This window comes from Thermomonospora curvata DSM 43183 (genome assembly GCF_000024385.1).
In the GTDB taxonomy this organism is placed as follows: Bacteria; Actinomycetota; Actinomycetes; order Streptosporangiales; family Streptosporangiaceae; genus Thermomonospora; species Thermomonospora curvata.
Map to the genome: position 1 here is coordinate 376,468 of NC_013510.1, position 19,000 is coordinate 395,467.

At 73.2% G+C, this 19,000-nt stretch carries 15 protein-coding genes and 1 riboswitch; of the genes, 11 read left to right on the forward strand and 4 right to left on the reverse strand.

Features of this window, described 5'->3' with window-relative positions; genetic code table 11:
* Nucleotides 1-69 precede the first annotated feature (69 nt).
* A riboswitch (cobalamin riboswitch) is annotated at nt 70-254 on the reverse strand.
* Between the two features lie 292 nt (nt 255-546).
* The gene (locus TCUR_RS01690) at nt 547-1,503 is read left to right on the forward strand and encodes an SAM-dependent methyltransferase (protein ID WP_245536954.1); all 957 of its coding nucleotides are present in this window, start codon (nt 547-549) and stop codon (nt 1,501-1,503) included.
* Here TCUR_RS01690 and TCUR_RS01695 read toward each other — a convergent pair.
* Genes TCUR_RS01695 through TCUR_RS01705 form a run of 3 tightly spaced genes read right to left on the reverse strand, consistent with a single transcriptional unit; the run spans nt 1,463 to nt 3,816 of the window.
* Entirely contained in the window at nt 1,463-2,053 is a 591-nt protein-coding gene (locus TCUR_RS01695) for a TetR/AcrR family transcriptional regulator (RefSeq protein WP_012850732.1), read from the reverse strand. The two genes, TCUR_RS01690 and TCUR_RS01695, sit on opposite strands and share 41 nt — an antisense overlap.
* 21 nt (nt 2,054-2,074) lie before the next feature.
* Nucleotides 2,075-2,764: an ABC transporter ATP-binding protein gene (locus tag TCUR_RS01700; protein WP_012850733.1), complete on the reverse strand. Its 690-nt coding sequence runs from the start codon at nt 2,762-2,764 to the stop codon at nt 2,075-2,077.
* Nucleotides 2,761-3,816, reverse strand: coding sequence for an ABC transporter permease (locus TCUR_RS01705; RefSeq protein WP_245536955.1), 1,056 nt, complete (start codon nt 3,814-3,816; stop codon nt 2,761-2,763). The genes TCUR_RS01700 and TCUR_RS01705 overlap by 4 nt, the downstream gene beginning before the upstream one ends.
* Before the next feature lie 147 nt (nt 3,817-3,963).
* On the opposite strand from TCUR_RS01705, the gene TCUR_RS01710 reads away from it, so the two are divergent.
* The 6 genes from TCUR_RS01710 (at nt 3,964) to cydC (ending at nt 11,663) form a co-directional block, all read left to right on the forward strand.
* Nucleotides 3,964-5,010 carry a DUF2804 domain-containing protein gene (locus TCUR_RS01710; protein WP_012850735.1) on the forward strand — a complete coding sequence of 349 codons (1,047 nt, stop codon included), beginning with the start codon at nt 3,964-3,966 and terminating at the stop codon, nt 5,008-5,010.
* A 287-nt stretch (nt 5,011-5,297) separates the two neighbouring features.
* Nucleotides 5,298-6,686, forward strand: coding sequence for a cytochrome ubiquinol oxidase subunit I (locus TCUR_RS01715; protein ID WP_012850736.1), 1,389 nt, complete (start codon nt 5,298-5,300; stop codon nt 6,684-6,686).
* Between the two features lie 18 nt (nt 6,687-6,704).
* Nucleotides 6,705-7,796, forward strand: a complete 1,092-nt coding sequence (cydB, locus tag TCUR_RS01720; protein ID WP_012850737.1) for a cytochrome d ubiquinol oxidase subunit II — start codon at nt 6,705-6,707, stop codon at nt 7,794-7,796.
* Nucleotides 7,793-9,454 (forward strand): thiol reductant ABC exporter subunit CydD, encoded by a 1,662-nt coding sequence (cydD, locus tag TCUR_RS01725; RefSeq protein WP_012850738.1) that lies wholly within the window; start codon nt 7,793-7,795, stop codon nt 9,452-9,454. Before cydB ends, cydD begins: the two co-directional genes overlap by 4 nt.
* Nucleotides 9,455-9,554: 100 nt before the next feature.
* The gene (locus TCUR_RS01730) at nt 9,555-9,770 is read left to right on the forward strand and encodes a hypothetical protein (protein WP_012850739.1); all 216 of its coding nucleotides are present in this window, start codon (nt 9,555-9,557) and stop codon (nt 9,768-9,770) included.
* A gap of 117 nt (nt 9,771-9,887) precedes the next feature.
* Nucleotides 9,888-11,663: a thiol reductant ABC exporter subunit CydC gene (gene cydC, locus TCUR_RS01735; RefSeq protein WP_012850740.1), complete on the forward strand. Its 1,776-nt coding sequence runs from the start codon at nt 9,888-9,890 to the stop codon at nt 11,661-11,663.
* Between the two features lie 118 nt (nt 11,664-11,781).
* On the opposite strand, the gene TCUR_RS01740 is transcribed toward cydC, so the two are convergent.
* Nucleotides 11,782-12,348 (reverse strand): DUF6939 family protein, encoded by a 567-nt coding sequence (locus TCUR_RS01740; RefSeq protein WP_012850741.1) that lies wholly within the window; start codon nt 12,346-12,348, stop codon nt 11,782-11,784.
* Nucleotides 12,349-12,577: 229 nt separating this feature from the next.
* On the opposite strand from TCUR_RS01740, the gene TCUR_RS01745 reads away from it, so the two are divergent.
* The 4 genes from TCUR_RS01745 to TCUR_RS01760 all read left to right on the forward strand — a co-directional run bounded on the left by TCUR_RS01745 (nt 12,578) and on the right by TCUR_RS01760 (nt 18,970).
* The gene (locus TCUR_RS01745) at nt 12,578-13,639 is read left to right on the forward strand and encodes a FecCD family ABC transporter permease (RefSeq protein ID WP_012850742.1); all 1,062 of its coding nucleotides are present in this window, start codon (nt 12,578-12,580) and stop codon (nt 13,637-13,639) included.
* Nucleotides 13,636-14,661 (forward strand): FecCD family ABC transporter permease, encoded by a 1,026-nt coding sequence (locus TCUR_RS01750; RefSeq protein ID WP_012850743.1) that lies wholly within the window; start codon nt 13,636-13,638, stop codon nt 14,659-14,661. Before TCUR_RS01745 ends, TCUR_RS01750 begins: the two co-directional genes overlap by 4 nt.
* Nucleotides 14,662-14,732: 71 nt before the next feature.
* The gene (locus TCUR_RS01755) at nt 14,733-15,536 is read left to right on the forward strand and encodes an ABC transporter ATP-binding protein (protein WP_012850744.1); all 804 of its coding nucleotides are present in this window, start codon (nt 14,733-14,735) and stop codon (nt 15,534-15,536) included.
* 38 nt (nt 15,537-15,574) lie between these two features.
* Entirely contained in the window at nt 15,575-18,970 is a 3,396-nt protein-coding gene (locus tag TCUR_RS01760) for a non-ribosomal peptide synthetase (protein ID WP_012850745.1), read from the forward strand.
* The last annotated feature ends 30 nt before the right edge of the window (nt 18,971-19,000 follow it).

Below are 19,000 nucleotides of genomic sequence, written 5' to 3' on the forward strand. Positions count from 1 at the left end.
ACCGTTCCAGAGAGTCCCGCGGCACGCCGGAGCCCGGCGTGTCCTCTCATGGGGAGATCCGCCCCATCTGACTGAGGAGGCGACTGCGTGAGTCTCCTGGCTCTCGGGTCGTCGCTCGCCCCGGCCTTCCCACCCGCGTGCGGGCAGTGGCGTCATCGGGGTCCGCTCGCCGATCACAGTGGCGGGACCGCGCCGGACTCGCACCGGCTTCCTCGTCCGCCGTCGCCTACGGCGTGCAATCTTCGCATATGGGCTGTTCCGGTGTCGCATGGGGCCGGGGCGCGTCCGCCGCCGTTTCACAGGGCTCGTGAGGGCTCACGGGCCCGCAAGCCCTGGGGGCGCCGCCCGGAACGGGGTCATGCGTTCGTCACAAGGAGTTGCATAAAGAGACGGAACTGCATTTTCGGTCCGATTAACAGGGTCTTTTTGTTGCGGGTAATTCGCCCTTCCCGGAAGTGGATTCGGTGATATTCTGAGCCGAGTCCCCTCCACATCCTCCGAGAATCGGAGCTTTTCATGGTCTCTGCGGAGCTGCCTTTCTCAGGAGTGCGCACTGACATTCCCTCCCCGGCGCGGGGTTATGGCTGGATGCTGGGCGGCAAGGACAACTACGAGGCCGACCGGCAGTTCGTCCGGCAGATGCTGAAGAACCTGCCGGAAGCCCTGGACGCCGCCCGGGAGAACCGGCTGTTTTTGTACCGGGTGGTGCGCCACCTGGCGGCCGAGGCGGGAATCAGGCAGTTCATCGACATGGGCTGCGGGCTGCCCACCGACAACAACGTCCACCAGGTCGCCCAGCGGTTCGCCCCGGACTCCCGCGTCGTTTACGTCGACATCGACCCGATCGTGCTGGCGCACGGCCGGGCGCTGCTGGCCGACGACGACTCCACCACGGTGATCAGAGCCGACATCCGCCAGGTGGAAGAGATCCTCGACCACCCGGAGACCAAGCGGCTGATCGACTTCGATGAGCCGGTGGCGGTGCTGTTCCTGTCGGTCGGCCACATGCTGCCCGACAAGGACGACCCGCGCCGGATCCTGCAGACCGTGATCGACCGCATCGCCCCGGGCGGCTACATCGCCTTCACCCAGGCCACCTCGGACGACCCCGCGCACCGCGCCTTGATGAACTCTCAGCTCAGCGCCTACGGCCTGACCTGGCAGACCCGCAGCCCGCAGGAGGTCCAGGCCCTGCTGGCGGGACTGGAGCCGGTGGCGCCCGGCCTGGTGGACGTCAACGACTGGCGCCCCGACCCCGACCAGCCGCCGCTGCCCCCCCGTCCCCGAAGAGCTGAAGCCCTACGAAGGCGCCTCCAAGCTCAACAAGGCCGGCTGCGAGTACGGCGGCCTGCTGCGCAAGCCCGCCTGATCACCGGGCCTTGGCAGGCGCACGGGGGCGCCGGACGGGCGAAAGCCCGGCGCCGCCACAGGCGGCTTGCGGAAAGAACGCGTTGGATGAGGTTCACCGCTCCGGACGGCCGCACGTCCCCGGAGGGCGGATGAACGCCAAGGTCGCGGCGGTGATCTGCGCCTTGGAATGCCCCTGGGCGATCAGGCGGGTGGCGGCGTTCAGCGTGCCGACCATCAGCTCCATGGTGATCTGCGGGGACGGGTCGCCCAGCTCGATCAGGGCCTGGCAGAGCGGCTCGGTCAGCCGCCGGTGCAGGACGCGGATCCGCGCCGCGTCCTGCGGCGGCAGGCTGGGAAAGCCGATGGCGTCGGCGATGCGGTGCTCCTCGCTCCCGGCGAACTCCAAGAACGTCCGGATGTAGGCGGTCACCCGCTCGGCGGGGCCGGCCTGGGCGGCCATCACCTCGCCGAGCCGGGCGTTCCACCGCTGGAAGATCTCCTCCAGCAGGTGCACCAGGATGTCGCGGGAGGTGGGGAAGTACTTGTAGACGCTGGAGCGGGCCAGCCCGATGCGGGCGCCGACCGCGCCCGGAGTCACCGCCTCCGGCCCATCGGCGAGCACGATCCGCCGGGCCGCCTCCAGCAGCTCGGCGTACCGGCGGGCGCGGTGCTCGGCGACGGTCGGGGCGGTGATCCTCGGCAATGCACTTCCTCTGCGCGCAGGTCAGGACAGCTTGCCGTCCCGCATGTGGACGACCCGGTCGGCGGCCTCCAGCAGGTCGGTGTCGTGGGTGACCATCACGGTGGCGGCCTTGCGCTCGTGCGCCTGGGCGGCCAGCAGCGCCACGATCTCACGGGCCCGGCGGCGGTCCAGCGCCGCGGTGGGCTCGTCGGCCAGCAGCACCGCCGGCCGGTTCATCAGCGCGCGGGCCAGCCCGACCCGCTGCCGCTCGCCGCCGGACAGCTCGTGCGGGCGGCGGTCGGCCTTGGCGGTCAGCCCGACCGCCTCCAGCAGCTCGTCGGCGCGGGCCCGGTCCTCGGCGGTGATCCGCCCCGACAGGTGCGGCACCAGCAGCAGCTGGTCGCGGGCGGTCAGCGAGGCCAGCAGGTTGCCGCTTTGGAAGACGTAGCCGATCCGGGTGCGGCGCAGCCTCGCCAGCTCGGCGGCCTTGGCGCCGGAGACGGTCACATCGGCGATGCGCACCTGGCCCCGGGTGGGGTGGATCAGCGCGCCCGCCACGGCCAGCAGGCTGGACTTGCCCGACCCCGACGGGCCGACGACCGCGACGAACTCCCCGGGCTCCACGGTCAAGGTGACCTCATCCAGCGCGGTCACCAGCGTGTCGCCCGTCCCGTACTCCAAGGTGACCTGCTCCAGGGCCAGCCCGGTCGTGGTGGCGGTGGTGGCGGTCATCGGTTGCCTCCCAGGGCGAGCAGCGGATCGACGGAGGTGATGCGGCGCAGCGCCGCCAGCGCGCCCAGCACGCCCAGCACCACCAGCAGCGCCATGGCGGTGACGATCGGGCCGGGCGCCCAGGCGATCGGCATGCCGGGGGCGACCCGCCGCAGCAGCGCGATCATCCCCGCGCCGACCGCGGTGCCGACCGCGGTGGCGGCCACCAGCACCACCAGCACCTGGGCGAGGGCGTCGCGGACCAGGTAACCGGCCGAGCCGCCCAGCGCCCGCACCAGCGCGATCTCGTCCTTGCGCTGCACCGTCCAGACCACGAAGAAGGCGCCGACCACGAACATCGAGATCACGTACAGGAAGAACTGGATCATCTGCATCGTGGCCTGCTCGGCGGAGTACCCCGGCGACTGGCCGTAGGACTCCTCCCGGCTGAGCACCTCGGCCTTGGGGCCGCCGGCGCCGGGCTCACCGTCCAGGGCGATGGCGGTGGCCACCTTGAACGCCTCCTGCGGCGGCTCGCCGGGCAGCCCGTAGTAGATGCGCTGCCAGGTCTTCAGCGGCGCGTACGCCACCGCCACATGCCCGTAGGAGACATCGCCGATGGTGCCGATGATCGGCAGCCGCACCTCGCTGCGCTCCACGACCAGCGTGTCGCCGATCTTGAGCCCCTCGTCCACCAGCTTGCGGGAGATCAGCACCCCGTCCTCCCGGCTGCCCAGCGGATCGCCGGTCAGCGGCTCGGGCGCCATGAACGAACCGGGCTCCACGCCGAACACCGCGACGTCCACATCCTTGCCGCTGCGTTCTTCCTTGGCGTGGGTGAGCGTGTTGCCGTACGGGGTCGCCGCGCGGACGCCGGGGACCTTCGCCCACTGCTGCGCCAGCGCCGGATCGACCGTGCTGCGGGAGAACAGGTTGCCGTCCACGCCCGGCTGGAAGGCCAGGTGGGTGGCGGGGAGACTGCGCAGCCCCGACACGTTGTCGTTGACCAGGCCGTTGGCCAGGCCGGTGAGCAGGACGGCCAGCACCGCGATCAACCCGACCACGGTGCCCATCAATGCAAAACGCCCCCGGGCGAACCGGAGGTCGCGCAATGCCAGGAACACGGACCACCTCGAAGGATCGGCGACATGCCGACACGAATCTAGAAGATGGGGGCACGGTGTCGCCAAACCGGCGATCGCCGTTTCTATGCTGAGCCGATGTCCACCACCGAACGCGAGATCACCGAGCCCGTCGAGCTGTGCCTGCCGGACGGGCGGCTCAACCCCGCGGCGGCGGGCTGGACGCGCCGCCCCCTGCACACCTGCCGGCTGCGCGGCTGGGGCCGCACCAAGCGCTGGGAGTACTGGTGCGTCACCACCCCCACCCACCTGCTCGCCGTCACCGTCAGCGACCTGGACTTCCTGGCCCTCAACAGCGTCTACTTCCTGGAGTACGGCGGGTTTGAGTTCGAGCGCACCGCGCTGGTCCCGTTCGGGCGCGGGGTGTCGCTGCCGCCGGTCATCGCCGGCACCCCCGGCGACCCGTCGACCGACGTGGTGGTCGGCCCCGAGCGCCCCACCGGCGGGCAGGTCCGCGTGGAGATCACGGCGCTGCCCGGCGGCACCCGGCTGCGGGCGCGCTGCCTGACCCCCGACCGGCGGCCGCTGGAGGCCGACCTGGAGGTGGCGCTGCCCGCCGGGCACGAGACGCTGGGCGTCGTCGTCCCCTGGAGCGACCGGCGCTTTCAGTACACCGCCAAGCACACCGCCCGTCCCGCCACCGGCACCGTGCGGATCGGCTCGTCCACCTACGAGTTCGGCGAGGACGCCTGGGGCGTGCTCGACCACGGCAGGGGCCGCTGGCCGCACTCGATCACCTGGAACTGGGGCGCCGCCTCCGGCCGTAGCGGCGGCCACGTCGTCGGGCTGCAGCTGGGCGGCAAGTGGACCGAGGGCACCGGCGCCACCGAGAACGCCCTGTGCGTGGACGGCCGGCTCACCAAGATCGGCCAGGAGCTGCAGTGGCGCTACGACCCGGGCGACTTCCTGGCCCCCTGGACGATCCGCACCCCCGACGGCGAGCAGGTCGATTTGACCTTCACCCCGTTCCACGACCGGGTCGTCCGCACCAACGCGGTCCTGCTGGCCAACCGCACCGACCAGTGCTTCGGCCGCTACCACGGGCGGGTGCGCACCGACGACGGACGGGACGTTCCCATCGACGGGCTGCTCGGCTGGGCCGAGGAGGTTCGCATGCGCTGGTGAGCTCCGTCACCCGAAAGGGCCGTTGAGCTGGGAAAACGTGATTGAAAACACAGCGTGGCGAAAGCGGACTGTCCGTCACGGCGACACGCGCGGCCACCTGCGAAAACGCGCTCTGACCAGGAGGAATGACCCCCTGGGCAGGGCCGAAGGTCCCATCGGGCGATGGACCTTCGGCCCTGAGGTGGGCGCAGGCCCGGTGATGGTCTGGAATCGCTGGATTCGTCAACGGGGGGCCGGGTTTCGACCGCGTGGCCGCATCCGTGCCCCGCCCCACCGGAGGAGAGCCCGTGAACGCCCTGGACCTAGCCCGATGGCAGTTCGGGATCACAACCGTCTATCACTTCATCTTCGTACCGCTGAGCATCGGCCTGGCCGCCCTGGTGGCGGTCATGCAGACGATCTGGTACCGCCGCAAGGACCCGCGGTACCTGCGGATGACCAAGTTCTTCGGCAAGCTGCTGCTGATCAACTTCGCCGTGGGCGTGGTCACCGGGATCGTCCAGGAATTCCAGTTCGGCATGAACTGGTCGGACTACTCGCGGTTCGTCGGTGACGTGTTCGGCGCCCCGCTGGCCATGGAAGGGCTGCTGGCGTTCTTCCTGGAGTCCACCTTCCTGGGGTTGTGGATCTTCGGGTGGGACAAGCTCAAGCCGGCGGTGCACCTGGCCACCATCTGGCTGTTCGCGATCGGCACCGCGCTGTCGGCCTACTTCATCATCGCCGCCAACTCCTGGATGCAGCACCCGGTCGGCTACCGGATCAACCCCGACACCAAGCGGGCCGAGCTGACCAGCATCTGGGAGGTGCTGACCAACCCCACCACGCTGGCGGCCTACCCGCACGTCATCTTCGCGTCGCTGATCACCGCCGGCATGCTGATCGCCGGGGTCGCCGCCTGGTACCTGTACAAGCACCGCGACACCGACGTGTTCCGCCCGGCGCTGCGGCTGGGCCTGATCGTCTCGCTGGTGGCGTCGATCGGCGTGTTCATCTCCGGCGACATCCAGGCCCGCGTGATGACCGAGCAGCAGCCGATGAAGATGGCCGCGGCCGAGGCGCTGTATGAGACCTCCGCGCCGGCGTCCTTCTCGCTGTTCACCATCGGCAGCCTGGACGGCCGCGAGGAGCTGTGGAGCCTGCGGATCCCGCACCTGCTGTCGTTCATGGCCACCGGCGACCCCAACGGCCAGGTCGAGGGCATCAACGACGTGCAGCGCGCCTACGAGGCCCTCTACGGCCCCGGCAGCTACATCCCCGTCGTCCCGATCACCTACTGGAACTTCCGGCTGATGATCGGCTTCGGGGCGCTGGCCGCCGCGATCGCGCTGTGGGGCCTGTGGCTGACCCGCGACGGCCGCACCCCGCGCAGCCGCTGGTTCACCCGCGCGGCGCTGATCGGGATCGCGCTGCCCTACCTGGCCAACACCACCGGCTGGATCTTCACCGAGATGGGCCGGCAGCCGTGGGTGGTGCACGGGATGCTGCGCACCGCCGACGGCGTCTCCCCGACGGTCGGCGGCGCCGAAGTGATCGTCTCGCTGGCGGTCTTCACCGTCCTGTACGGAGTGCTGGCCGTGGTGGCGGGCGTGCTGATGACGCGCTTCGCCAAGCAGGGGCCGCCCAAGGAAGAGGAGCTGCCGAAGGAAGACGAACCGATGCCCTCCTTCACCTACTGACGACGCGGAGAGTGAGCGATGGAACTCACCACAGTCTGGTTCCTGCTGATCGCGGTGCTGTGGGCCGGCTACTTCCTGCTGGAGGGCTTCGACTTCGGGGTCGGGGTGCTGATGCCGGTGCTGGCCCCGCGCAAGGCGGCGCACTCCGACACCGACCGCCGGGTCATGATCAACACGATCGGCCCGGTCTGGGACGGCAACGAGGTGTGGCTGCTGGTGGCCGGCGGCGCCACCTTCGCCGCCTTCCCCGAGTGGTACGCCAGCCTCTTCAGCGGCTTCTACCTGGCGCTGCTGCTGATCCTCGCGGCGCTGATCGTGCGCGGGGTGGCCTTCGAGTACCGCGGCAAGGTCGACAGCGACCGCTGGCGCCGCAACTGGGACCTGGCCATCTTCTGGGGGTCGGCGGTGCCCGCCCTGCTGTGGGGCGTGGCGTTCGCCAACATCCTGCAGGGCGTGCCGCTGGACGCCCAGCACCACTACACCGGCACCCTGCTGACCCTGCTCAACCCGTACGCGCTGCTGGGCGGGCTGACCACGCTGACGGTGTTCACCCTGCACGGCGCGGTGTTCCTGGCGCTGAAGACCCGCGGCCACGTCCGTGACCAGGCCCGGCGGGCGGTCCGGTACCTCGCCGCCCCCACCGTGGCGATCGCCGCGGCCTTCCTGGTGATCACCGGGGTGCGGTTCGGGGTGCCGTGGACCTGGGCCACCACCGCGGTGGCGGCGCTGGCGCTGGCCGGCGGCGTGGCGGCCGCGCTGCGCGGCCGGGACGGCTGGGCCTTCACCGGCACCGCGGTCGCCATCGTCGCCACCGTGGCGACCATGTTCGGCGACCTGTGGCCGGCGGTGCTGCCGTCCACCATCGACCCCGCCTACAGCCTGACCGTGGAGAACGCGGCCTCCACCCCCTACACCCTCAAGGTGATGACCTGGGTGGCGGTGATCTTCACCCCGATCGTGCTGGCCTACCAGGCCTGGACGTACTGGGTGTTCCGCAAGCGGCTCACCCGGGAGGCGATCGTGCCGCCCGCGCCCTCCGGCGACGGCGCGCCCGCCCGTCCCGCGAAGGCGCACGAGCCCGAGCACGCCGTGGAGCGGAGCCGCGCATGAAGCCGCTCGACCCCCGGCTGCTGCGGCACGCCCGCCCGGCCCGGATCTTCCTGGCCCTCACCGTGGTGCTGGGCGCCGTCACCACCGGCCTGGTGCTGGCCCAGGCGGCGCTGCTGGCCCACGCGCTGGCGGGCGCGTTCCACGGCCGGGGGCCGGGCGAGCTGCGGTGGACCCTCGGCGCGCTGCTGGCGGTGGTGGTGGCCCGCGCCGCCGTCCACGGCCTGGGCGAGGCCGCCGCGCTGCACTACGCCGGCACGGTCCGCTCGCTGCTGCGGCGCCGCCTGATCGCGCACGCGCTGGGCCTGGGGCCGCAGTGGACGGCCGGCAAACGCGCCGGCGAGGTGGCCACCGTCGCCACCCGCGGCCTGGACGCCCTGGACGTCTACTTCGCCCGCTACCTGCCGCAGCTGGCGCTGGCGTGCATCACCCCGGTCGCGGTGCTGGCCGTGGTCGCCGGCGCGGACCTGCTGTCGGCGATGGTGATCGCGGTGACGCTGCCGCTGATCCCGGTGTTCATGGTGCTGGTGGGCCTGCACACCAAGGCCCGCACCGAACGCCAGTGGCGGCTGCTGCAGCGGCTCGGCGGCCACTTCCTGGACGTGGTCGAAGGGCTGCCGACGCTGAAGCTGTTCAACCGGGCCGACGCGCAGGCGCAGGTGATCGCCGAGGTGACCGGCGCGCACCGGCGGATCACCATGCGGGTGCTGCGGGTGGCGTTCCTGTCGGCGCTGGTGCTGGAGCTGCTGTCCACGCTGGCGGTGGCGCTGGTGGCCGTCCAGGTCGGGCTGCGGCTGCTGAACGGCGACGTGCCGTATGAGACGGCGCTGCTGGTGCTGATCCTGGCGCCGGAGGCGTACCTGCCGCTGCGCGCCGTCGGCGCCCAGTTCCACGCCGGCATGGAGGGCGTGGCGGCGGCCGAGCGGGCCTTTGAGGTGCTGGACACCCCGCTGCCGCGGCGCCCGGCCGGCGGCGGCGCCGCGGCGGACCTGCGGCGCGACCGGATCGTCCTGGACGAGGTGACCGTGCGCTACCCCGACCGCGACCGTCCCGCCCTGGAGAAGGCGTCGCTGACCATCGAGCCGGGCGAGCGGATCGTCGTCGTCGGCCCCAGCGGCGCGGGCAAGAGCACCCTGCTGAGCCTGCTGCTGCGCTTCACCGAACCCGCCTCGGGCACGGTGAGCTTCGCCGACGTGCCGGTGGAGTCCTGGCGCGAGCAGATCTCCTGGGTGCCGCAGCACCCCCACCTGTTCGACGGGACCATCGCCGACAACATCCGGCTGGGCCGCCCCGGCGCCTCGCCCGCCGACGTCCGCCGCGCCGCCGCCCAGGCCGGGCTGGCCGAGTTCATCGAAGCGCTGCCCGACGGCTACGACACCCACGTCGGCGAACGCGGCGCCCGCCTGTCGTCGGGCCAGCGCCAGCGCGTCGCCCTGGCCCGCGCCTTCCTGCGCGACGCCCCGCTGGTCCTGCTGGACGAGCCCACCGCCCACCTGGACCCGCTCACCGCCCACGGCGTTCAGGAGGCGGTGCACCGCCTGGCCGCCGGGCGCACCGTCGTGCTGGTCACCCACGACCCGACCTGGACGCACTTCGCCGACCGCGTCGTGCACATCGAGGCGGGCCGGCTGAGGGAGTCCCGTTCGCTGGCGGTGGCGTGATGAGCGGGCTGCCTTTCCTCGGGGCGTCCTGGCGCCCACCGGGCGTTTCCCACCCCGTCCACTGCGGCCGGCGGCCGCACCGACCCCTGGAGAAGACATCATGATCGATCTGGTCCGAAGCGGCGGCCGGCTGCTGTCGGCCACCGGCCATGCCGCCACTTCCGGCGTGGTCCGCCTGGCGGGCCTGTCGTCCTTCGGCGTCGGCGTCGCGATCGCCGCCGTGCCCGTCCTGGTCCTGCACGGCCGCGGGCTGAGGCGGCCCGTGGCAGCGCCCGCCGCCGGATCCGGCCTGCCCGCCCGGGAGCCGGTGCCGTGACCCCGGCCGTCCGGGCCTCCATCCGACCGGCACCTCGCAGCCCGGTGGGCGGCCGCCGGCCCGGGTTCGCCTCCGGGAGGGGCGCCTGGACGGGTTCTCGTCTTGGGAGATGACGTCATGACCGCTCTTGCTTCGACTTCCGTGCGCCGGCGCCGGCCGCTGATGTGGCTGTTGGCGGCGGCCGGGCCGGTGCGCGGGCGGCTGGTACTGGCGGCGGTGCTGGGCGCGGCCACCACCGCCGCCGGTATCGGGCTGCTGGGGGCCTCCGGGTTCCTCATCGCGCGGGCCGCCGAGCACCCCGGGGTCACCGCGCTGACCATCGCCGTGGTGATGGTGCGGGCGCTGGGCGTCAGCCGGGGCGTCTTCCGCTACCTGGAGCGGCTGACCGCCCACGACGTGGCGTTCCGGGTGCTGGGGGACGTGCGGGTGCGCATCTACCGGCGGCTGGCGCGGCTGGCCCCGGCCGGGCTGCGCCCGCTGCGCTCAGGGGACCTGCTCTCCCGGCTGGTCAGCGACGTCGACTCCACCCAGGACCTGTTCGTGCGCGGGGTGGTGCCGGTGGCCGCCGCCGCGCTGGCCGGCGGCGGGGCGGTCGCCGCCTGCGCGTTCCTGCTGGCCCCGGCCGCCGGGATGCTGGCGGTCGGGCTGCTGGTGGCGGGGGCGCTGCTGCCGGCGCTGTCGGCGGCCCGGGCCCGCGCCGCCGGGCGCCGCACCGCCCGGGCCCGCGGCGCCGTCTCCGCCCGGGTGGTGGACGCCCTGGCCGGGGCGGCCGAGCTGCACGCCTTCGGCGCCCAGGACCGGGCGCTGGCCGCCGTCGCCGAGGCCGACGCCGAACTGACCGCCCAAAGCCGCCGCGGCGCGCTGGTGCAGGCCGCCGGGGCGGCCCTGGCCTCGCTGGCGGCGGGCCTGACCGTGTGGGCGGTGCTGCTGCTGGGGGTCGCCGCGGTGGAGGACGGGACGCTGGGCCGGGTCCCGCTGGCGGTGCTGGCGCTGACCGCGCTGGCCGCCTTCGAGGCCACGAGCGCGCTGCCCGCCGCGGCCGCCCAGCTCGCCGAGACCCGGGCGGGCGCCGCCCGCATCCTCGACGTCCTGGACGCCCCCGACCCGGTCGCCGAGCCGCCGTCGCCGGCGCCGCCGCCCGAGCCGCCGCTGACGGTCCGGATGCGCGGCGTGCGCGCCCGCTACACCCCAGGCGGCCCGCTCGTCCTGGACGGGCTGGACCTGGACCTGACCCCCGGCAAGCGGGTCGCGCTGGTGGGTCCCAGCGGCGCGGGCAAGAGCACCGTGGCCGCCCTGCTGCTGCGTTTTCTGGACCCGGCGGGCGGTACCATCACCCTCAACGGCACCGATCTGACCGCTTTCGCCTCCGACCAGGTGCGCCGGCTGATCGGCGGCTGCCCCCAGGACCCGCACATCTTCGACGCCACCGTCCGCGACAACCTGAAACTGGCCCGCCCGCAGGCCAGTGACGCCGAACTGGCCGACGCCGCCGCCCGCGCCCGGCTGCTGCCGTGGATCGAGTCGCTGCCCGACGGCTGGGACACCCATGTCGGCGCCCGCGGCGCCCGCATGTCCGGCGGCGAGCGCCGCCGCCTGGCGCTGGCCCGCGCCCTGCTGGCCGACCCGGCCCTGATGATCCTGGACGAGCCCACCGCCCACCTGGACCGGCCCACCGCCGCCGCGCTCACCGCCGACCTGCTGCGCGCCACGCAGGGCCGCACCACCCTGCTCATCACCCACGACCTGACCGGCCTGGAGGAGATCGACGAAATCGTCGTCCTGGACGCCGGCCACGTCGTCCAGCGCGGCACCCACGCCGAGCTGCTCGCCCGCCCCGGCCTCTACCGCACCCTGTGGCGGTGCTCCGCCCCGGACGCCTGCGCCGTGCCGTGACCCGGGACATCCGCGGCGCAGGCCCCCGGCCCTCAGGCCGGAGCGGGCCGTCCAGCGGCTCGGCCGGCGTCGGCGCCCGGTGCGCCGCCCGCCGGATGACGGCCGTTCCCCGTGTCCCTCAGGGGGCGGCCGGCGATGCGGGCCAGCGGTCTTCGATGTGGCAGCGGATGAGAGCGGCGTGCGACAGCGGGGCCGACAGGTCGGTCACGTCCCCGTTGGTGGTGTAGTCCAGCAGTACGATGTCGCCGCGGGAGCTCAGCTCCTTCAGGCGGTCCATCAGGTCGGCGACGCGGTGCTCCAGCACCCAGCGGTAGGACGGCAGGTAGATCTGCCGGCGCGCCTGCTCGTACGGCAGCAGGACCTCGCCCGTCAGCCCCGCCCGGTGCCCGCGCACCGGGCCGTGCTTGCGGACGGTGCGCTTGAGCCCTTTCATCGTGGTGATTTCCAGCTTGGCCGGGTCGACATCGGCGTTGGCGAACACTTTCAGCGCCTGCCAGATGCCCTCGACCGACTGGGCGGTGACGCCGGGGGAGAACGGCACGGGAATGCCGCCGTGCGGGTAGAACGGGCTGAACCTCGCCCACGGTCGTTCGGCGCGGGAGGTGACGTCCAGGATCAGCGCACCGGGATGGGCCGCCTCGATGGACGCCCTCGCCCGGCGCCGGTTCGCCACATGAATCGCCATCGGGGCACCTTCTCGCCGAGGAACCGAGCCTTTTCCGCCACGCCGCTCCCCGGGGGCCGCAAGCCGTGCCCTCGTGGCCCGCGGCGCCGTCCCCGAACGCGACGTCACCCGTCCCGAACCGCGGAAACAACGTGCTGAAAAGGCTCGCCGAGCGGGGGCATTCTCTCCGGCGCCACCGACATTCCGCATGCCCTTCAAGGGTGGGGTTAGCTTAGGCTAGCCTAAGATCGTGTTGACTCCGGTGCGCGAGGCCCCCCTGCGCGACGACCCCCCGCAACCCGCCGTGGCCGGGGCGTTGCGGCGCGGCCGGGTGGCCGGGTTGTTCCTGCTGGCCGGGCTGCTGGTGCTGATCGTGATGGCGAGTTTCGCGATCGGGGCCGAACGCGTCCCCCTGAGCCGGGTGCTGCCGGGGATCTTCGAGCCGGACGGGTCGCAGAGCGCGCTGATCATCCAGGAGATGCGGCTGCCGCGCACCCTGCTGGGGCTGGCCGTGGGGGCCTCGCTGGGGCTGGCGGGCGCGCTGATGCAGGCGCTGACCCGCAACCCGCTGGCCGAGCCGGGGGTCCTGGGGGTCAACGGAGGCGCCGCGCTGGCGGTGGTGCTGCTCATCTGGCTGGCCGACGTCGACCAGGTGCTGGTGTATGTGTGGGCGGCGTTCGCCGGGGCGGCCGGTGCGGTGCTGCTGGTGTACATGATCGGCTCCTATGGGCGGGCCGGCGCCACGCCGGGACGGCTGGTGCTGGCGGGGGCGGCGCTCAACGCGGTGTTCAGCGCGCTGACCAACGGGGTGATGCTGCTGGACCCGCACGGCTTCAACAGCTTCCGGTTCTGGCAGGTCGGCTCGCTGGCCGGCCGGGACCTGGCCACGCTCGCCCAGGTCGGGCCGTTCATGGCCGCCGGGGTGCTGCTGGCGCTGTCGCTGGCCCGGTCGCTGAACGTGCTGGCGCTGGGGGAGGAGGCCGGGCGGGCGCTCGGCGGCTCCCTGGGCCGCACCCGGGCGCTGGGGGCGCTGGCGGTGGTGCTGCTCAGCGGCGCGGCGACGGCGGCGGTGGGGCCGATCGCCTTCCTGGGACTGGCGGTGCCGTTCATCGTGCGCGCCCTGGTCGGCCCCGACCAGCGGTGGGTGCTGCCGTACTCGCTGCTGCTGGCGCCGGTGCTGCTGCTGGGCGCCGACATCGTCGGGCGGGTGGTGGCCCCGCCGGCCGAGCTGGAGACCGGGATCGTCACCGCGTTCCTGGGGGCGCCGATCTTCATCATGCTGGTCCGCCGCGGAAGGATGCCCAAGCTGTGAGCCGGGTGGTGCGCGCCGGGACGCTGTCGGTGCGGTGGCAGCCGCGTTCGGCGCTGGTCGGCGCCGGGGTGCTGGCCGTCGCGCTGGCGGCGTCGGTGCTGGTGATCGGCACCGGGGAGTTTCAGATCGCACCCGGGGAGGTGGTGCTGACGCTGCTCGGCCGGGGCGATCGGGCCAGTGAGTTCATCATCACCGAGCTGCGGCTGCCGCGGGCGGTCACCGCCCTGCTGGCCGGGCTGGCGCTGGGGATGAGCGGGGCGATCTTCCAGAGCATGTCCCGCAACCCGCTGGGCAGCCCCGACCTGATCGGTTTCACCGCCGGCGCCTCCACCGGCGCGCTGCTGCAGATCCTGGTGCTGGGCGGCGGCACCGCCGCGATCGTGGCCGGGTCGGTGACCGGCGCGGTGGGCACGGCCGCCGCGGTGTACCTGCTGTCTTACCGGGGCGGCGGGGTGAGCGGGCAGCGCCTGGTGCTGGTCGGCGTGGGGGCGGCGGCGATGCTGCAGGCGCTGAACTCCTACCTGATCACCCGGGCCGAGCTGCGCGAGGCGTACGAGGCGGCGTTCTGGCTGACCGGCAGCCTCAACGGCCGCGGCTGGGAGCACGTGGTGCCGCTGGGGTGCGCGCTGGCCGTGCTGGTCCCGCTGGCGCTGTCGCAGTCGGGGCGGCTGCGCATGGGCGAGCTGGGCGACGACGCCGCCCGGGCGCTGGGCGTGCCGGTGCAGCGTTCCCGGGCGGTGCTGGTGGTGGCCGGGGTGGGCCTGGTCGCGGCGGCGACCACGGCGGTGGGCCCGATCCCGTTCGTGGCGCTGGCGGCCGCCCCGCTGGCCCGCGCCCTGACCCGGTGCACCGGCCCGCACCTGCTGTCGGCCGGGCTGATGGGCGCGGCGCTGCTGGCCGTCGGCGACCTGATCTCGCTGAAGCTGCCGGTCCCGGTGCCCGTCGGCGTGGTCACCGGGGTGCTGGGCGGCCTTTATCTGGCCTGGCTGCTGGCCCGCACGGGCCGGAGGGGGGCCATTTGAGCATGGGACGAAGGCCCGATGGGCGGGCACCGGCGCCCGGGAGCGCCGGGGACGGAAGCGGGGAGCGGCGTATGAGCCGGTTGCGGGCGCAGGATCTGACGCTGGCCTACGAGCAGCGGGTGATCGCCGAGCACCTGGGGGTGGAGATCCCGGACGGCTCATTCACCGTGATCGTCGGGCCGAACGCCTGCGGCAAGTCGACACTGCTGCGGGCGCTGTCGCGGCTGCTGCGGCCCCGGGCGGGCGCGGTGTACCTGGACGGGGAGCAGATCACCGCGCTGCCGGCCAAGCAGGTGGCCCGCAGGCTCGGCCTGCTGCCCCAGCAGCCGCTCACCCCCGACGGCATCACCGTCGCCGACCTGGTGGCCCGCGGCCGCTACCCCTACCAGCGGCTGCTGCGCCAGTGGTCGCGGGAGGACGAGCGCGCGGTGGCCGAGGCGATGGCGGCGGTCGGGGTGAGCGACCTGGCCGACCGGGTGGTGGACGAGCTGTCGGGCGGGCAGCGCCAGCGGGTGTGGCTGGCGCTGGTGCTGGCCCAGCAGACCCCGATCCTGCTGCTGGACGAGCCCACCACGTTCCTGGACATCGCCCACCAGATCGAGGTGCTGGACCTGTGCGCGCGGCTGCACGAGGAGGGCCGCACGCTGGTGGCGGTGCTGCACGACCTCAACCAGGCCTGCCGGTACGCCACCCATCTGATCGCCATGCGCGACGGCCGGATCGTGGCCCAGGGCCGTCCCGCCGAGATCGTCACCGCCGAGCTGGTGGAGCGGGTCTTCGGGCTGCCCTGCCAGATCATCGAGTGCCCGCAGACCGGCGCCCCGCTGGTGGTGCCGATGGACCGGCGCCGGGCGTTGACGCCCGAAACCCTCTGAATTAGGTTAGCCTTACCTAAGTTCAGAGGGGGCGTTCTGTGCTGACCAGGGAAGAACTGCACCAGTCGCTGACCCAGGTGCTCGGTGAGCAGGTCGACCCGCATGACAACCTCATCGAGCTGGGCATGGACTCCATCAGGCTGATGAGCCTGACCGGCCGGCTGCGCAAACGCGGCATCGAGATCACCTTCGCCGAGCTGGCCGAACGCCCCACCCTGGCGCAGTGGTGGGAGCTGCTGGCCGAACGCGGCGCGCTCGCCCCCGCCGCCGAGCCCGAGACGCCCCAAGAGCCCGCGGCCGACGCGCAAGAGCCCGACGGGCCGTTCCCGCTGGCGCTCATGCAGCACGCCTACTGGATCGGCCGCGACAGCGAACAAGAGCTCGGCTCGGTCGCCGCCCACCTGTACGTGGAACTGGACGGCCGCGACATCGACCCGGGGCGGCTGGAGAAGGCGGTGCGGACCCTGGTCGAGCGGCACCCCATGCTGCGGGTGGCGATCTGCGACGACGGCACCCAGCGGGTGCTCCCCGAACGCCCCGGCCCGGCGATCACCGTCCTCGACCTGCGGCGGGCCGCCGACCCGCAGGCCGAGCTGGAGCGGGTGCGCCGGGAGATGTCCACCCAGCGGCTGCCCATCGACACCGGCAAGGTCTTCGACCTGCGGCTGAGCCTGCTGCCGTCCGGCACCGCCCGGCTCCACCTGGATGTGGACATGGTCGCCGCCGACGCGATGAGCTACCGCACCATGCTGGCCGACCTGGCCGCCCTGTACGAGGGCGAGACGCTGCCGCCGCTGCGCTACAGCTACGCCCGCTACCTGGCCGCCGACCCCCGCGCGCAGGCCCGCGAACGCGATCGCGCCTGGTGGGCCCAGCGCCTGGCCGACCTGCCCGGCCCGCCCGAACTGCCGGTCGTCCCCAAGCCCGGCCACCGGGTCGTCCGCAAGCACCACTGGCTGTCCCCGGAGGGCAAGCGGCAGCTCATCACCCGCGCCCACCGCGAGGGCGTCACCCCCGCCATGGCGCTGGCCACGATCTTCGCCGAGGTGATCGGCGCCTGGTCGGCCACCCCGCGCTTCATCCTCAACCTGCCGCTGTTCCACCGCGAACCCGTCCACCCGGACGTGGACAAGCTGGTCGGCGACTTCACCGGGTCGATCCTGCTGGAGATCGACCTGACCGAGGAGCTGCCGTTCGTCGAACGCGCCCGCGCCGTGCAGGCCAAACTGCACACCGCCGGCACCCACAGCGACTACTCCGGCCTGGAAGTGCTGCGCGACCTGTCCCGGCAGCGCGGCGAGCAGGTGCTGGCCCCCATCGTCTACACCAGCGCGCTGAATCTGGGCGAGCTGTTCGACGAGCGCGTCCGCGCCCTCTTCGGCGAACCGGTCTGGATCATCTCCCAAGGCCCCCAGGTGCTGCTGGACGCCCAGGTCACCGAGGTCTCCGGCGGGCTGCTGCTGAACTGGGACGTGCGCGAGCCGGCCTTCCCCGAGGGCGTGGCCGACGCCATGTTCGCCGCCTACACCGACGCCGTCACCCGCCTGGGCGCCCCCGACGCCGACTGGAGCCGGCCGCTGCGCATCCAGGCGCCCCCCGAGCAACTGGAGATCCGCAAGCGGCTCAACGCCCGGCCCGCCCCGCCCTCGCGCACCCTCATCGAAGGCTTCTTCGCGAACGCCCGGCACAACCCGCAGGCCCCCGCCGTCCACTGGGACGACGACGGCACCCTCACCTACGGCGAACTGGCCGACCGGGCGCTGCGCGTCGCCGGGCACCTGGTGGCCCAGGGCGTCCGCCCCGGCGACCGGGTCGCGATCGAACTGCCCAAGGGCCCCGACCAGGCCGTGGCCGTCCTCGGCGTGCTGGCGGCCGGCGCCGCCTACGTGCCGATCGGCGTGGAGCAGCCCCCCGCCCGCCGCGAGAAGATCACCAAGACCGCGCAGATCGCGCTCTCCCTCACCCCCGCCGCGCTGACCTGGGCGCTGGCCCAGGCCCAGCCGCTGGCCGAACCGGTGCCCATCACTCCCGGCCAGGTCGCCTACGTGCTGTTCACCTCCGGCTCGACCGGCGAGCCCAAGGGCGTGGAGGTCTCCCACCGGGCCGCCATGAACACCATCGGCGACCTGATCGAACGGTTCTCGCTCGGGCCGCGGGACGTCTCGCTGGGCATCTCGGCCCTGGACTTCGACCTGTCGGTGTTCGACCTGTTCGCGCTGTGGACGGCCGGCGGCGCGGTGGTCATCCCCGCCGAGGAGGAGCGCAAGGACGCCGCCCGCTGGGCCGAACTGGTGGCGCGCCGGTCGGTGACCGTCCTCAACTGCGTCCCCTCGGTGCTGGAGATGCTGCTGCAGACCGGAGGGGACGTGCGCAGCCTGCGGGTGGTGCTGCTGGGCGGCGACTGGGTCGGCGTCCACCTGCCGGGGATGCTGGCCGAACGCGCCCCCGGATGCCGGTTCGTGGCGCTGGGCGGCACCACCGAGACCGCCATCCACTCCACCGTCCAGGAGGTCTCCGGCCCGGTCCCCGAGGACTGGCACGCCGTCCCCTACGGGGTGCCGCTGCGCGGGGTGGCCTGCCGGGTGGTGGACGAGCAGGGCCGCGACCGCCCCGACTGGGTGCCCGGCGAGCTGTGGATCGGCGGCGGAGGCGTCGCCGAGGGCTACTGCGGCGACCCCGAACGCACCGCCGACCGCTTCGTCACCCACGAGGGCGTGCGCTGGTACCGCACCGGCGACATGGCCCGCTACCGCCCCGACGGCACGTTGGAATTCCTCGGCCGCCGCGACCACCAGGTCAAGGTCCGCGGCTTCCGCATCGAACTCGGCGAGATCGAGGCCGCCCTGGAGAGCCACCCGCGGGTCCGCCGCGCCGTGGCGCTGCTGGCCGGCTCCCGCCTGGCCGCCGCGATCGTGCCCGCCTCCGGTGAGGTGGACCGCCAGGAGCTGCAAGACCACGTCCGCGACCTGCTGCCCCCGCACATGGTCCCCGAACTGCTGGTGCGGGTGGAGGAGCTGCCGCTGACCGCCAACGGCAAGATCGACCGCAAGGCCCTCACCGCCCTGGCCGCCGCCGAGGCCGGCGAGGCCGCCGCGACCTACGTCGAACCCACCACCGCCCTGGAAAAGGTCATCGCCCGCACCATCGGCGAGGTCCTGGGCATCGAGCGCGTGGGCGCCGAGGACGACTTCTTCGCCCTGGGCGGCGACTCCGTCCTGGCCACCACCGTCGTCGCGCGCCTGCGCGAGGCCCTCGACACCACCTCCCTGCCGGTGCGCGTGATCTTCGCCCAGCGCACGGTCTCCCGCATCGCCCGCCGCTTCACCGAACTGGAGGAGACCCCCGGCCGCCTGGAGGCCGTCGCCGACATCTGGCTCACCGTCGCCGACATGACCGACGAAGAGGTGGAGGCCCACCTGTCCGGCTCCGCCTGACAAAAAACGCCCCTCGGCGCCGGAACGGGA

Bases quoted from the DNA above. Each gene is read 5' to 3' on its own strand.
- cydB (WP_012850737.1), top strand. From the start codon at position 6,705: ATGGAACTCACCACAGTCTGGTTCCTGCTGATCGCGGTGCTGTGGGCC.
- TCUR_RS01755 (WP_012850744.1), top strand. From the start codon at position 14,733: ATGAGCCGGTTGCGGGCGCAGGATCTGACGCTGGCCTACGAGCAGCGG.
- TCUR_RS01730 (WP_012850739.1), top strand. From the start codon at position 9,555: ATGATCGATCTGGTCCGAAGCGGCGGCCGGCTGCTGTCGGCCACCGGC.
- cydD (WP_012850738.1), top strand. From the start codon at position 7,793: ATGAAGCCGCTCGACCCCCGGCTGCTGCGGCACGCCCGCCCGGCCCGG.
- TCUR_RS01705 (WP_245536955.1), bottom strand. From the start codon at position 3,816: ATGGGCACCGTGGTCGGGTTGATCGCGGTGCTGGCCGTCCTGCTCACC.
- TCUR_RS01710 (WP_012850735.1), top strand. From the start codon at position 3,964: ATGTCCACCACCGAACGCGAGATCACCGAGCCCGTCGAGCTGTGCCTG.
- TCUR_RS01740 (WP_012850741.1), bottom strand. From the start codon at position 12,348: ATGGCGATTCATGTGGCGAACCGGCGCCGGGCGAGGGCGTCCATCGAG.
- cydC (WP_012850740.1), top strand. From the start codon at position 9,888: ATGACCGCTCTTGCTTCGACTTCCGTGCGCCGGCGCCGGCCGCTGATG.
- TCUR_RS01700 (WP_012850733.1), bottom strand. From the start codon at position 2,764: ATGACCGCCACCACCGCCACCACGACCGGGCTGGCCCTGGAGCAGGTC.